General features: G+C 69.1%; 9 protein-coding genes and 2 pseudogenes. 4 read left to right on the top strand and 7 right to left on the bottom strand.

Annotation, left to right across the window (positions count from 1 at the left end):
• Window positions 1-46: 46 nt before the first annotated feature.
• The 3 genes and pseudogenes from ACFY29_RS25935 to ACFY29_RS25925 all read right to left on the bottom strand — a co-directional run.
• Window positions 47-229: pseudogene (locus ACFY29_RS25935) on the bottom strand (IS256 family transposase); the annotation flags it as partial.
• Window positions 230-290: 61 nt separating this feature from the next.
• The gene (locus tag ACFY29_RS25930; RefSeq protein WP_386990319.1) at window positions 291-1211 is read right to left on the bottom strand and encodes a hypothetical protein; all 921 of its coding nucleotides are present in this window, start codon (window positions 1209-1211) and stop codon (window positions 291-293) included.
• 231 nt (window positions 1212-1442) lie between these two features.
• Window positions 1443-2405 (bottom strand): annotated as a pseudogene (locus ACFY29_RS25925) (IS3 family transposase); the annotation flags it as partial.
• Between the two features lie 170 nt (window positions 2406-2575).
• Between ACFY29_RS25925 and ACFY29_RS25920 the strand changes: the two are divergent.
• From ACFY29_RS25920 to ACFY29_RS25905, 4 genes are all read left to right on the top strand, one after another.
• Window positions 2576-3535: a nitronate monooxygenase gene (locus tag ACFY29_RS25920; protein WP_328414896.1), complete on the top strand. Its 960-nt coding sequence runs from the start codon at window positions 2576-2578 to the stop codon at window positions 3533-3535.
• Between the two features lie 332 nt (window positions 3536-3867).
• On the top strand, window positions 3868-4968 hold the full coding sequence (locus tag ACFY29_RS25915; RefSeq protein ID WP_386990317.1) for an IS630 family transposase: 1101 nt from the start codon (window positions 3868-3870) through the stop codon (window positions 4966-4968).
• Window positions 4969-5194: 226 nt separating this feature from the next.
• A complete protein-coding gene (locus ACFY29_RS25910; RefSeq protein WP_386990315.1) occupies window positions 5195-6289 on the top strand; it encodes a HupE/UreJ family protein in 1095 nt (364 codons plus the stop codon).
• 35 nt (window positions 6290-6324) lie between these two features.
• Window positions 6325-11025, top strand: coding sequence for a PQQ-binding-like beta-propeller repeat protein (locus tag ACFY29_RS25905; RefSeq protein WP_386990314.1), 4701 nt, complete (start codon window positions 6325-6327; stop codon window positions 11023-11025).
• Between the two features lie 90 nt (window positions 11026-11115).
• Here the strand turns inward: ACFY29_RS25905 and ACFY29_RS25900 are convergent, their stop codons facing one another.
• The 4 genes from ACFY29_RS25900 to ACFY29_RS25885 form a co-directional block, all read right to left on the bottom strand.
• Window positions 11116-11319: a hypothetical protein gene (locus ACFY29_RS25900; protein WP_328414966.1), complete on the bottom strand. Its 204-nt coding sequence runs from the start codon at window positions 11317-11319 to the stop codon at window positions 11116-11118.
• A 480-nt stretch (window positions 11320-11799) separates the two neighbouring features.
• Window positions 11800-12453: an N-acetyltransferase gene (locus ACFY29_RS25895; protein ID WP_386990312.1), complete on the bottom strand. Its 654-nt coding sequence runs from the start codon at window positions 12451-12453 to the stop codon at window positions 11800-11802.
• Window positions 12454-12555: 102 nt separating this feature from the next.
• Window positions 12556-13239, bottom strand: coding sequence for a GPP34 family phosphoprotein (locus tag ACFY29_RS25890; protein ID WP_386990311.1), 684 nt, complete (start codon window positions 13237-13239; stop codon window positions 12556-12558).
• A gap of 10 nt (window positions 13240-13249) precedes the next feature.
• Window positions 13250-14254 (bottom strand): acetamidase/formamidase family protein, encoded by a 1005-nt coding sequence (locus ACFY29_RS25885; RefSeq protein WP_386990309.1) that lies wholly within the window; start codon window positions 14252-14254, stop codon window positions 13250-13252.
• Window position 14255: the final 1 nt, after the last annotated feature.

Here is a 14255-nt window from a genome sequence, read left to right as displayed (position 1 = left end):
CCCCGGTTGGCCTGCCCTGGGGTACACGGGCAGCCGGGGGCGAGCCATCAGGCGGCAGTGAGCTAGGCCGCTCGACGAGCTGACCGCATTCGAAACGGGCTCCGGCGCGGACGAGGGCGACGAGGTGGGGTGCATTGACGGCCCGCCATCGCTGCTGGGCGGACTCGACGAGCTTGAAGACCATGGCAAGCGCGGCCGCCGCGCTGCCGGCGCCCCGGGTCACCTTCGAAGGGCGGATGTGCCCCGAGGTTACGGCGGGGGCAGGCGCTCGCTGGGTTTGTGTGCTGATGTTACGCATTGGCCCGGTGGAGGCGCTCGGCCGCCTGTGCCCGCAGTGCATCGCCACCTGCCGGGGTGCCCCCGCACAGTGCCATTTCCCGGGCGTTGTACGCAGCCATCCACAGGCTGGCCGCCCACGCGATCTCCAGTTCCACGGCCGAGAACAGGCGCCCTCGAATGTCTTGATAGGCCACCAGGAACGCCTCGGAACTATCGATCGGCGCCAGCATGGGCGGCCCGGCACTGGCGAAAGACCCGCTCGCCGCTCCCACCAGCGCCGCCTCCGGCTGCCACGCCAGGCTGTCCCAGTCGTGCACCGCCCACACCCGCCTACCCCGCCACCGCAGGTTCTGCGCCTCGAAGTCGGCGTGGCCGAGCACGCACGGCAAGCCGGCGGCCAGCAGGCGCCCCCGGGCCCGCTCAGCCGTCTGGACAATGTGCTCGGACACTGCACCCTGGTCCCGGCTGTCAAGAAAGTCGATCGTCGGCCACACCCCAGAATCGGTGTGGTCCCAGCGGACCCAGGGCGGACTCGGCAGCGGCGGCGCGACGGTCACGCCGGAAAGCTCGGCCATCAGCCGGGCGAACACCTCCGCGCAGCGCATAGCAATGTCCGGGGAGTCCCCCCGCAGTACTTCGCCGCCGGGCCGGAATTCCTCGGCGTGCACGGCCAGCGCACCGACACCGACCACCGGCGTGAGCGGCCGGGCACACACAAACCCGCGCTCGGCCAACCGGGCCTGCGCCGCGACACACGACGAGGCCCGGCCGTCGTCGGCGCGCGCCTTGACCACGACGTCCCTGCCACCGGCCAACCGCAGACCGAACACCATCGAGACCTGATGCGACTGGAACAGCACGCCGGCGGGTTCGCCGCCCAGATGGTCACGACACCAAGCCGGCAACCAGTCCGGCAACTCGTCCAGCTGCACACTCAGGACTGTGCCATAGGCCCCAGACGCACCGGAGGCGAGATTGTCTCCTGGACGATCGCCGGACCTCCGTGACGAGCCACCCTGCCGCACATCTCTGGATCAACGAACTGTAAAGCGATCAACGATGCGCGACACTAAGGGACGTCTCGTAACCCCGGTGTCTGTTTGCTGAGGACGATCATTGAGGATGCCTGGATGCAGGTGATCACCGCGGCCCGCCCTGAGTGGATTTTCCCGTTTACGGGGCTCGCCGAAGGCGCCGACCCGGCCCATAGAGCCGACCGATCCGTTGCGGTGCAACGCCTTGACGAACTTTCGAGACCGGAATTGGCTGCCCCTATCCGAGTGCACGATCGTGCCGGCCGGGCCGCGCAGCCGGGCCGCGTTACGCAGCGCGGTGACGGCTAGTGACACCTTAATCCGAGAGTCGATCGAGTAGCCGACGATCCGGCCGGAGTACATGTCCTTGATCGCGCACAGGTACAGCTTGCCCTCGGCGGTGGCGTGTTCGGTGATGTCGGTCAGCCACACCTGGTTGGGTGCGTCGGCGGTGAACTGGCGTTGCACCAGGTCGCCGTGCACCGGCGGGCCCACCCGCCTCGTGAGGCCCCTGCGTTTGCCGAACACGGACCAGATGCGCTGCTGTGAGCAGAGCCTGGCCACCCTGTTCGGGCTAGCGGTGATCCGTGGGTGGGCAGTTCGTCGGCGATGAACCGGTACCCGAACGCCGGGTCGTCGTGGTGAATGTCCAGGGCGGCGTTGATCAGGTGCGCGTCGTCGAAGTCCCGCTGCGAGACCGGCTCGGCGCACCACGCGTAGTAGGCCTGCTTGCTGAAACCCAGCACCCGGCAGGTCACCGCGACGGGAATCCCGTCCGGCAGCCAGGTCACCGACCAGCGGGTACATCATTTTGGGGCGATCTCCTTGGCGAAGAACGCCGCCGCCCGGCGCAGGATCTCGTTTTCTTGTTCCAGCAGCCTGTTGCGTTTTACGCAACTCCCGCAGCTCAGCGGACTCGCTGCTGGTCGTGCCGGGACGGACCCCGTCGTCGATGTCGGCAAGCTTGAGCCAGCGGTGCAGACACGACTCGGAAATCCCGAAGTCCTTCGCGATCTGCGCGATCGGCGCCTCACCCTTGCGGGCGACCGCGACCACGTCACGACGGAACTCCGGCGGGAACGCCTTCGGTATGACAGGCATCCTTCCAGCGAGGAACGCATCCTCACAGGTCAGGAGTCAACCGAACCGGGGGCAGTCCCGAGCCTGTGACGAGCTGATCGTTAGGCGTGGCGGGTGCGGTCCGCGGAGGTGGGTTGCTGCCTTGTGGTTCTGCCCGTCGGACGAGGCGGCATGATTTGGGCATGGCGTTGTCGACGGCGTTCACGGAGATGCTCGGCGTGCGGTACCCGATCGCGCTGGCGCCGATGGGTGGGTCGGCCGGTGGCGCGCTGGCCGCAGCTGTCTCCCGCGGTGGTGGGTTCGGGATTCTGGGCGGCGCGTACGGGGACCCGGAGTGGCTGGCACGTGAGGTGCCGATCGTCGCGGGTACTGAAGGGCCGTGGGGTGTCGGATTCCTGACCTGGGGGATCGATCTCGACGCGGTGGAGCTGGCGCTGAGCTACGGCCCCAGCGCCGTGATGCTGTCCTTCGGCGATCCGAGCCCATACGCGGAGCATGTCCGCCGGGCAGGGGCTCTGTTGATCCTCCAGGTCACAGATCTGGAGGAGGCCAAGCGGGCCGTGGACCTGGGCGCCGATGTGATCGTGGCTCAGGGAACCGAGAGCGGTGGGCACGGAGCCGTGCGCGGGCGGTCCACTTTGCCGTTCGTGCCCGCGGTGGTGGATCTCGTAGCTCCGGTGCCGGTGCTGGCAGCGGGCGGGATCGCCGATGGACGTGGTGTGGCGGCGGCTCTCGTGCTGGGCGCGGCCGGAGCGCTCATCGGCACCCGCTTCCAGGCCAGCACTGAGGCCCTGGTCGATCCCTCGATCACCAAGGCGATCCTCGAGGGGCGGGGGCAGGACACCGAGCGCAGCACCGTGCTGGACATCGCGCGCGGATCCCGATGGCCGTCGAAGTACCCCGCCCGCACCCTCGGCCATCCCTACCTCGACCGCTGGCGCGGCCGGGAGGCCGAGCTCGCCGCCGATCCCCAAGCCCGTCAGGCGTACCAGGACGACGTGGCACGCGGCGCGGTGCCCCCGCTGCCGGTCTGGGCGGGCGAGGCCGTCGACCTCATCACCGACCTGCCCTCGGCGGAGGACCTGGTCACCGCCATGGCCACCCAGGCCCAGGACGCCCTGACCCGAGCGGGACGCCACTGACCCACCAGCCGTCAGCGCCGTTCCGGCTTGCTCGTCACGCGCCGCGGCGAAGCTACCGAGCGAAGAGCGATCACTCACAGCCACACCGCAACTGGCCGTCCATGGGGAATTTTGGTGGCCGCAGTCACCTGCGGATACACATAGCGGCCGCAGCATCGAAGGCGTCGCCGCCCGCGTCGCGCAACGCCACCTGACCATGACCGCCTCCATCTGGCACAACCGGACCACCAGACAATCCGCGACCAGGTCCTTGATCGCCTACGACCACTGATCAGAGTTAGGACTTACTCGTCTAGTGTCCTGAGTCGTTGATTCATTGCTAGATTGATGGCGTGGGTGATGGTCGTGGTCCGAAGTTGGTGTTGCTGGCGTTGACCGCCGAGGAGCGGGACGTGTTGCAGGGCTGGGCTCGTCGTGGAAAGACGGCGCAGGCGTTGGCGTTACGGGCGCGGATCGTATTGGCGTGCGCGGATGGCCTGTCCAACAGCGAGGTCTCACGGCAGCTCGGGGCGTCGCTGCCGACGGTCGGTAAGTGGCGCAAGCGGTTCATCGCGCAGCGACTGGCAGGGCTGCAGGACGAGCCTCGTCCTGGCGCACCGCGGAAGATTACCGACGCGCAGGTCGAGGCGGTCATCGTCAAGACCCTCGAAGAGGCGCCGTCCAACCGGGATAGCCACTGGTCGACCCGGTCGATGGCGGAGGCGGCCGGGCTCAACCAGACGGCCGTGTCGCGGATCTGGCGGGCGTTCGGGCTCAAGCCGCACCGGGTGGACACCTGGAAGCTGTCCACCGATCCGTTGTTCATCGACAAGGTCCGTGACGTGGTCGGGTTGTACCTCGATCCGCCGGACAAGGCGATGGTCCTCGCCGTCGACGAGAAGTCCCAGATGCAGGCCCTCGATCGCACGGCGCCGATGCTGCCGGGCGTGCCTGAGCGCCGCACCCACGACTACGTGCGGCACGGCACCACGAGCCTGTTCGCCACGCTGGACATCGCCACCGGCAAGGTGATCGGCCAGTACCAGCGTCGGCACCGCCATCAGGAGTTCCTGCGCTTCCTCAAGACCATCGACGCCAGCACGCCGCCCGAGTTAGACCTGCACCTGATCTGCGACAACTACGCCACGCACAAGACCCCGGCGATCCGCGCCTGGCTGGCTGCACATCCCCGCTTCCACCTGCACTTCACACCAACCTCCGGGAGCTGGCTCAACCTGGTCGAACGCTGGTTCGCTGAACTGACCAACCGCAAGCTGCGCCGCTCCACGCACCGCAGCGTCAAAGCCCTCGAAGACGACGTCAACGCCTGGATCGCGGCATGGAACGACAACCCGAAACCCTTTGTCTGGACCAAAACCGCCGACCAGATCCTCGACAACCTCGCCAACTACTGCACCCGAATCAATAAAGCTTCCAACGACTCAGCACACTAGATGTCGGGCGTCGGGATCGCCGCCGGGCTCACCCGGCTTCGTACGCGGGCCTCGTAGCCGGGCCCCAAAGCCCGGCTTTCGGCGCTTAGAAGCCCGGCTTTCGGCCGGTGGTGACCGGCAGCGGAAGCTTCGGTGAATTGGGCCGTCGTGAGTTGCCGGGTGTGGAGTGAGCACTGCAAAGTGCTTGCCTGTGCGTCTACTGCCGTTCCTCGCTGCCCTTGTTGCCATGCTTGTCGTCGCCGCTCCCGCGCAGGCGCACGTCCGTGCGACCTCGGTCGCGGTCGACCTGCGAAGCCAGGGCAGCGGCGTCGTGGCTGTCGTCGATGTGGAGTACGACGTCCTCGCCCGGCTGTTGAGTCTCGACGGTGTCCTGAGCCCGGACGCGGTCGGCGTGGACGGCGCGGCCGCCGAGGTGCCGATCGAGGTGCGGCGCAGGTCGTTGGAGGCGCACGCGAGCGACGTGGCGGCGTACGTCGGCGAGCGGCTGCGGCTGAGCCGCGGCTCGATCGGGTGCACCGCTGAGGACGACGCCCGCGTCGAACTCGCCGACTCCGGCGCGGTGCAGGTCGCGCTCGCCTACGGCTGCGCGGCGTCCGGGGCGCTCACCGTCCGCAGCGACATCTTCCGCGTCTCCGACGGCGTTGTCGACGACACCACCACTATGGTGGCCTACGACATCGACGGTCGCCGCGGTTCGACGTTGCTCGACTCCGCCCGCGCCAGCGTCACGGTGGGGCACACCGCTCTGCTCAGCGACATCCCGCGGTTCGTCCGGCTCGGGGCGGAGCACCTGCTCTTCGGGCTCGACCACGTGTTGTTCCTGCTGGCGCTGTTGCTGGGCGCGAAGCGGCTGCGCGACGTCGTCGAGGTCGCCACGGCGTTCACGGTCGCGCACTCGGTGACCCTGGTGCTGGCCGCGGTCGGCTGGGTCAGCGTGCCCGGGTGGATCGTCGAGCCGCTCATCGCGCTGTCGATTGCGTTCGTCGCGGTCGACAATCTGCTCTCGCCGAGGACGAGCCACCGGCTGCCCGTGGTCTTCGGCTTCGGGCTGCTGCACGGGCTCGGCTTCGCGGGCGCGCTCAGCGTCGACGGGCCGCTGTCGGCCTCGACGCTGGCCGACCTGGTCTCCTTCAACGTCGGCATCGAACTCGTTCAGTTGGCGATCATCGCGCTCTCCTTCCCGGCGCTGCTGTTCCTGCGCAGGGCCGTGACCAAGCCGGTCGCCGCTCGCGCTCTCACGCTCGGCACCGTCGCGGCGACCGTCGCCGTCGCTGGTGCCGGTCTGGTCTGGTTCGTCGAACGTTCGCCGCTCCTGACCTGACACTCATCTCCCGCCCCCCATCCCGAAGGATCCCGATGTCCGCGTTCACCTGGACACGCGCGCGCCTGCGCGTCGTCCTGTACACCACTACGCTGGGGCTCGCCGCCAGCGTCGTGGCGGGCCCGCTTGCGTCGTACGCGGCGTACGCTATCGACCCGCCGGAGGCCACCGTCAGTGGCGTCGTGTACGTCGACGCCAACGGCGACGGCGTTCGGAACGACGGCGAGGCCGGTCTGGCCGGCGTCCGCGTCTCCGACGGCGTGGTCGCCACCACGACCGCCGCCGACGGCTCCTACTCGCTGACGATCTCTACCGACCGTCGCAAGACGGACATCGTGTGGGCCGGCCAGCCGCGGGGCTACCGGTTCGGCCTGGACCAGTACAAGGAGCCGAGGTTCTGGGCCAACCTCGGCCAGCTCGCCGACGACGCCACGCCGACCGCGGACTTCGCGCTCGTCCGTGACGGCCTCTCCGACGGCGACACCTTCTCCTGGGCCAACGTCGCCGACCCGCACGTCAACGCACAGCTGCCCGACCAGATCCGCGAGATTAACTCCACGGGCACCGACCTGCGCTTCATCGCGGTCAGCGGTGACCTCACCAACGACGCCAGCCAGGGGCAGTTCGACACGTATCGTCGCGGCACCCAGCAGTCGGCCGTTGGCGTGTGGCCGGCCGTCGGCAACCACGAGTACGCGAGCGGCTCGGCGTACGCGGACAAGATCGACAACTATCGCAAGAACGTCGGTCCGGAGTGGTACTCGTTCAACTACGGCAACCGGCACTTCGTGGTGCTCGAGAACAACGGCTCGGCGCCGTTCGACGAGGAGCTGGACTGGCTCAAGGACGACCTCGCCGCGAGCGTTCCGCTCGACGACGACCCGACCAACGACATCGAGGTCGTCGTCCTCACCCACCAGCCGATGAACGTCCCGTTCGGCTCGCCGTCGACGTACGACGCCTTCGGTGACGTGCTCGAGCACTACAAGGCGCAGCTGATCCTGGTCGGCCACGAGCACTCCAACCACGTCGAGAACCATTCGGCGTTCGCCTCGACCGCCAAGCACATCCAGACCGTGTCGAGCTCCTACACGATCGACAACGCGCCCCGCGGCTTCCGCTACATCCACATGGCAGGTCCGGGCTTCGACAACCCGTTCCGGATGTACGGCGAGAACGAGCACCTCACCATCGTCAGCCCCGCGCCCGGCTCGAAGGTGCCAGCCGCGAAGTTTCCGGGCATCCAGATCAACGCCTACGACACCGGCGACGAGGTCGTCTCGGCGCGCTACCGGATCGCCGGCGACAAGAACTGGATGCCGCTGCACCACAGCGGCGAGTTCACCTGGCAGAGCAACCTGCCCGACAGCCTGCAGACGGTCGGTGAGCACAGCATCGACGTGAAGGTGGTAGACGCGGCGGGCAAGACCTGGACCAAGTCGGCGGACTTCACCCTCACCGACGAGCCGGCGCTCGAGCCGGTCGCCAGCGGTGACTGGGACCAGCACCACGGCAACGAGGCCCACTCCGGTGTCGCGCCGGCGCAGGAGGCCGGCCGCCGCCTGGCCTGGAGCTTCCGCACCGACGGCAGCTTCCTCACCGGGTCGCCGGTCATCCACGACGGTGTCGTCTACGCGGGCACCCGCGACGAGAACGGCGACGGCAACAGCCGGATCCACGCCGTCCAGCTCAAGAACGGCAAGGAGCTGTGGAACCTCGAGGTGCCGCAGTCGATCCACGGCAGCCTTGCCTACGGCGACGGCCTGATCTTCGCGCCGACCCTCGGCTCGGAGCTCTACGCCGTGGACGCGGTGACCGGCGAGCTGCGCTGGAAGGCCGTGCCCGAGCAGGCGCCGGCCCCGAACAACCAGCGCGCCTACGGCTACTACTCGCCGGCCGTCTCCGGCCACACCGTGCTCTGGCCCTACCAGACCCGTTTTGGCATTGGCAGCCAGGGCGTCCTGAAGGCGCTCGACACCAAGACCGGTGAGCAGATCTGGGCCTCGCCGATGTCCGGCAACCAGATGAGCGACGGCACCCCGGCCGTCATGAACGGCACCGTATACATCGGCAACCAGACCGCCGACCGCGTGCTCGCCTACGACCTGGCCACGGGCGCCCGCAAGTGGACCGGTGCCGAGTCGCTCGGCAGCTGGCAGGACGGCGTACCGACCGCGGCCGAGGGCAAGGTCTTCATCGGCGCCAACAACGGCATCGCCGCCCGTGACGCCAAGACCGGCGCAACGCTGTGGACCTACCGGAGCTCGCGCTCCTCGCTCGTCTCGAGCGGCTCGACCCCGAGCGCCGCGGCCGTCAAGGACGGCGTCGTCTACATGGGCTTCCCGAGCGGCGCCGTCGTCGCCCTCGACGCCCAGACCGGCAACGTCTTCTGGGAGCGGGTGCTGCCCGGCGACGTCTACCACGGTGGCGTCATGTCCAGCCCGGTCGTGGCCGGCGACACGCTCTTCGTCGGCGCCAACAACGGCAAGTTCTACGCCCTGGCCACCGACACCGGCCAGCTCCTGTGGAGCCACGAGGTCGGCACCTGGGTGGGCGCCGGCCCGGCCGTCAGCGGCAACACCGTCGTGACGGGCGCCTGGGACGGCAACCTCTACGCCTACGTGCCGGGCGGCGAGTCCGCGCAGCGCTGGGCGACCGTGACCGGCACGGTCAGCGACCCGCAGACGGGCGCTCCGATCGCCGGCGCGAAGGTCACCGCCATCGCCGCCGGCCAGGACACCGCGGTGACCAGCACCGACGCCCAGGGCCACTACCGGATCGGCCTGCCGGGGTCGACCTGGACCGTCACGGCGGCCAAGCGCGGCCTGATCGCCGACGAACGCTCGGCGGCCAGCGTCACGGTCGGCACCACCGGCAACGCGACGGCCGACCTCAAGCTGCTCAAGGTGACCCACCCGGTCGCCGGCAAGTCGACGTACGCGCCGGACTACGGCAACGGCAGCACGCGTACGGACGTCGTCACGGGCAAGGAGTACTACTACCTGGCCAACGACAAGATCCGGGCGTCCGTGACGCCGTACGCCGCCGGCAACAACGGCGTCGGCGGTCTGGGCCAGGGCGCGCTGTCGGACCTCATGCTCAACGACGCCAACGGCGCCGAAACCCTCGACTGGGGCGAGATGCTGCTGCGTCCGAGCCTCACGCCGCCCGATTCGTGGGACCGGCCGAACGACCAGCTCGACCTGCCCGACCTCGCGGTCGACGGCGCTGCCGTGGTCGGCAACGGTCAGTACCGGGCGAACCCGGCCATCAAGGCGCAGGTCCGCTACCAGACCCTGCCCGACGCTCCGATCGTGAAGATGACGGTCAAGCTGACCAACACCGGCACGACGGGCTACCAGGGCTACTTCAACTACATGATCGACCCCGACAGCTCGCTCGACAACGGCCGGATCCCCGGGTTCAGCGGCATCAACCCGGGTCTGAAGACCTCGGGCTGGACCGGGAACTACGTCTACGTCGGTGCTGACGCGGCCACCACGAACGGCCAGGCCGCCCACGGTCTCGCGTGGGCACTGGACATGCCGACCGCGGTCGGCGCGTACGGCTACGTCGAGGGTCTCTACTACGACGCCACGATGGCGCCCGGTGCGACCAAGCAGTTCAGCTTCTACCACCTGACCGACTACGCGACCGCCGGTGGCGACCCCACCCGCAACGTCGCGAAGTGGGCCGACGAGATCGACCTGCACGACGCGGCCGTCCCGGACGCCGCTCGCGCGGCCGGCACGATCACCGCAGGCGGCGCCGCCGTCTCCGGTGCCCGGGTCGCCCTCGAGCAGGCCGGCACGGTGGTCGCGACCACGAGCACCGACGCCCAGGGCAAGTACCTCGTCAAGGCCCCGACCGGTCAGTACGACGTCCGGGTGTCCAAGCTGGGCTACCAGACGGCCACCGGCACGGTCACCGTGCCGGCGGTGGGCAGCGGCGTCGCCGACGTCGCGCTGAGCCCGGTCACGGTCGAGGCGAGCTACGGCAAGCAGATCGGCTCGGGTCTGGTCGAGGCGGGCTACGGCGACGTCATGCTCGAGAACGACAAGCTCTCGATGGCGATCGCCGATGCCTACAACGACTCGCAGCTCTCCGGTGGCACCCGCGGCAAGCCGGTCGACATCGCCGTCCGCGGTATGGCCGACCAGTTCGACTGGATCAACCTGCCCTATGTCTCGGCGACCCAGCCGACCGGCGATAGCGCGTGGGACAACCGGTCGGTGGCGGCGACCGACGTCCAGATCGTCCAGGCGACCGGCGACAAGGCCGTCGTCCGGGTGTCCGGGCCGGTCAAGGGCTTCACTGGTCTGACGGCGACGACGACGTACACGTTGAAGCCGGGCGACAACTTCGCCACGGTCTCGACGGAGCTGAGCAACTCCGGCTCGGCTCCACTCAACGTGTGGACCGGTGACGCGATGGACCACGACGCGGCCGGCCAGGCCAGTGTCATCCCGGGCGCCGGCATCGTGACGCCGGGTGCGACGGCGGCGTACGCCCCGACCAAGCCGTACATCGGCATGACCGGGACCGACCCGCAGGTCTTCGGTCTCGTCTACGGTACGCCGGCCAGCGCCTTCGACGTCTACGCCGCGGGCAACTGGGTGATGAGTCGGTTCAACGTCGACGTGCCGGCGGGTGGCTCGTACACCCTCACCCACAAGCTCGTCGTCACCCCGGGCACCGACGCGGTGGGCATCCTCGACGGCGTCCCCGCGCCGTAACGCACATGCACCCCACCGCACGGGGCCGGCCTGGACTCCAGCCGGGCCGGCCCCGTGCGCCGAGCCGCCAGAACAATGCGGCGGGTCGCGTCAGGTGGACTGCATCACCACGATGGTGCGCGGGCCGATCGTGAGCGACTGCCCCGCGGCCAGCGGCGTTCCCACGAGGGCCCAGCGGCGCACACCGGCGGCCACACGGGCGTAGGCCTGCCCAACAGATGTCAGATCAGCTGTCGAGACGTACATGCCCTCGGTGAGCCGGTTGACGGGTGCCGGGGAGCGGATCGGGAGCATGGGGGATCCGATGACCCTAGGCAGCGCGTCGGTTGCAGCAGCGGATCCGGCACCACGGAACCCCACCCGACATGGGCGCGGGCCTGCGCGACAAGAGACGCCAACCGATCAGCTGCCGCCGGCGTCGCGGCCCGAGACCGGGGAGCAGTTTGGGAGCGACCGGGTGCACTGAACGGCGTTGAACAGCGCCCAACGGCACTGAACAGTACTCAAGTGCACCCGCCATGACCTTCGGGTCTCCGCTTTCGCAGCTCAGAGCCGGTGCAGCGTCCTGTTTCACACTGAAGAGGTCGCTGGTTCGATTCCAGCATCGTCCATCGTAAGTATGTGTAGGTCAGAAGCCTGTTGCTGAAGTGTTCGGTAACGGTCTTCACTGTGTTTGCGGCTTACATTGGGAGCAGATTGGGGGCAGCGGCGCAGGTGGCGGTCCCGGTCGGGGCACTACCGACGCGATCCGATTGACCGCCCTGCGGCCGAGGGTTAGATGTTGGGGTCGCGTGCGTGAGACAGCGCCCTGTGGGCTTTTGTAGCCGGCGATGCGGTACCGGGGCGGTCGGGGTTGCGGCGCATTGGGCAGATCAGCGGGCCGTCGGGCAACGTGATCGCCGGTCGGGAGATGTACCCGTAGCGGGTGTACAAGTGCTGAGACTCGCTGGTCGTCGCGGTCCAGGAGGGCAGGTCAATGCGGTCGAGGCGGCTGCGGTGGTGGTTGAAAATTCCGCTGCTACGCCTGGTGCGCTGAGCGCGAGTTGCGACGGCGAGGAAGGCCAGGTGGTAGTGCGGTTCGGTGGGTCGCTGGTCGGTGAGGACTTGGTCGAGGGTGTCGAAGCGGTGCGCGTGTGGGCCGGCGGCGTCGGTGAGCCGATCCGGGTAGTTGGCCGCTGGTGGGATAGGGCGGTAGCGGTGGAAGCCGACGGTGGCGGCGCTGAGGTCGTCGGTGATGTGGATGTCGCCGTAGAACATGGCGTGCTCCACCCAAATTTCGAGGACGTCGGCGAGGATGCGGCGCCGCTGCTGCGGGTCGGGGACGAGCCATTCGGCGAGAGTGCTGGGGTGGAGGGCGTCGGCGATCAGGGCGGCGACGGGGCCCTTGTCTGTCCAGCGGGCGGCGCGGATACGGGGAATGTCCTGCATGGCGGGGAGCCTCCGGCGTACGGGTCGGGTGACGGTAGGTGCGGGCGGGTTCCTTGGATTGGGCGTTGCCGCCGTGGCCGGGATGCGTGCCGGCGGTGAGGTTCAGCGGTAGGCAGCGGTCGTGAGGTCACCCACGGCGGCGTCGACCGCGGCGGTGATGTCACGGACCTGCCGGTAGTGCTGGTCGGCGACTGTCTTCAGGCGTGCGGTGAGTGCGGTGGTGTCCTCGTCGAGGTAGAGGTGTGGGGTGAGCCCGAGGACGGCGACCAGGCCGGCGAGGGCGGCCGTGTGGTCATTGGGTGGTTCCCGTCCGGCGGCGAGGTAGCGCAGCCGGGCGCGGGGGACCACTGTCCACTTGGTGTCGGTGGGCAGGTAGGTGTCGGCGCGGATGAGGCCAGCGAGGCGGCGTCGGGCGTGGTGGTGCAGGATCCCGGCGGCGAGTAGGCCGGCGCGGGTGCGTTCGTAGAGGTCGTCGGCGGAGCCCCGCAGCCAGGGCTTTACCGTGGCGGTGGGGTGGGCGTAGCGGATCGAGGCGAGCGCGGTGTCGGCGATCAGGTCGCCCACGGGCCGGTCGAGGCGCAGTCGAAGGTGCGCGACGGGGGCCGGGCGGGTCGTCTCGTTCGAGCCGAGGGTGACCCGTCCGGCCAGGAACAGGTCGATCAGGACCGCGCCGGCCATGCCGAGGGCGAGGGTTTGGCGGTGCACGTGGGGCTGTCCGGTGTCGTCGTCGTGGCCGAGGAGGAACAGCTCGTCGCGCAGCGGCAGTTGGGGGATCGACGCGGTCATCAGCTGGCTCCTACCGCACACCGGCTGCGAGCTGTCGCAGCCGGCGGTGCACCCCGTCGTACGCGGCGCGCGGGGCGGGTAGGAGGGTTTTGTCGACGGCGGCGAGGACGGTGTAGTTCGGGTCGCACACGTTGCCGATCGGCGCCCGCCCTGCCTGCGACACCAGCTGGTAGGCGTCCAGTGTGTCCAGGCCGGTGAGTGCGCCGGTCCAGCCGACGAGGTCGTGGTGGGCGATGCGATAGGCATCCTCCAGGGGTCGGGCGCAGCCGACCGACATGATCGACGTGTCGGTTTCCACCCTGGGCCACGGAGTGGACATGCCCTTGAGCAGTTCGACGATCAGCGTGGTGGTGGTGGCGATCTCCACGCCTACGCCACAGGCTTCACCCTCGCCTTGGCGGGCGTGGCCGTCGCCGAGGGCGAGCATCGCCCCGTGCACGTTCACCCCGAGGTAGACGGTGGCGCCGGCGCGCACCTCGGGGGAGTCGAGGTTCCCGCCGTGAGCGCCGGGGACGATGGTGGAGAGCGCCTGGAACCCGCCCGGTGCGACGCCGATCGTGCCGATCATCGGGTCCAGCGGCAGATCCACTGCGTGGTCGCTGCCCGTCGCCCGGAAGCGCACTGTTCCGGCCCTGTTGTCGATCCCATACACCCACACCCGCTCCTGCGGCGGTGGCTGGAGCGTGGCGGTGTGGCTGGTCGAGGTGAGCGCGCCGAAGTGCGGGAACGTGGACGACACACCCCACGTACGGGCGGGCACGATCGAGGCGATGTGGACAGCGAGCGTGTCACCCGGTTCGGCATCGTCGATGAAGAACGGCCCGGATACGGGGTTGAGGTAGGGCATGCGGCACACCTGCGACGGCAGATCACCGGGGCCGCGCACAAGGCCACCGAAGCAGTCCTCGGTGAAGACCTGCAGCACGTCCCCCGAGCGCACATGCGCGATCGGTATCCGGCCGCCGAACGTGTAAGCCATCTCGGCGGGGCCGGGGGAGTACACGATGCCGTCCATG

Source organism: Micromonospora sp. NPDC000668 (assembly GCF_042897975.1).
GTDB lineage: Bacteria > Actinomycetota > Actinomycetes > Mycobacteriales > Micromonosporaceae > Micromonospora.
This window is presented reverse-complemented; position numbering and strand designations above follow the sequence as displayed.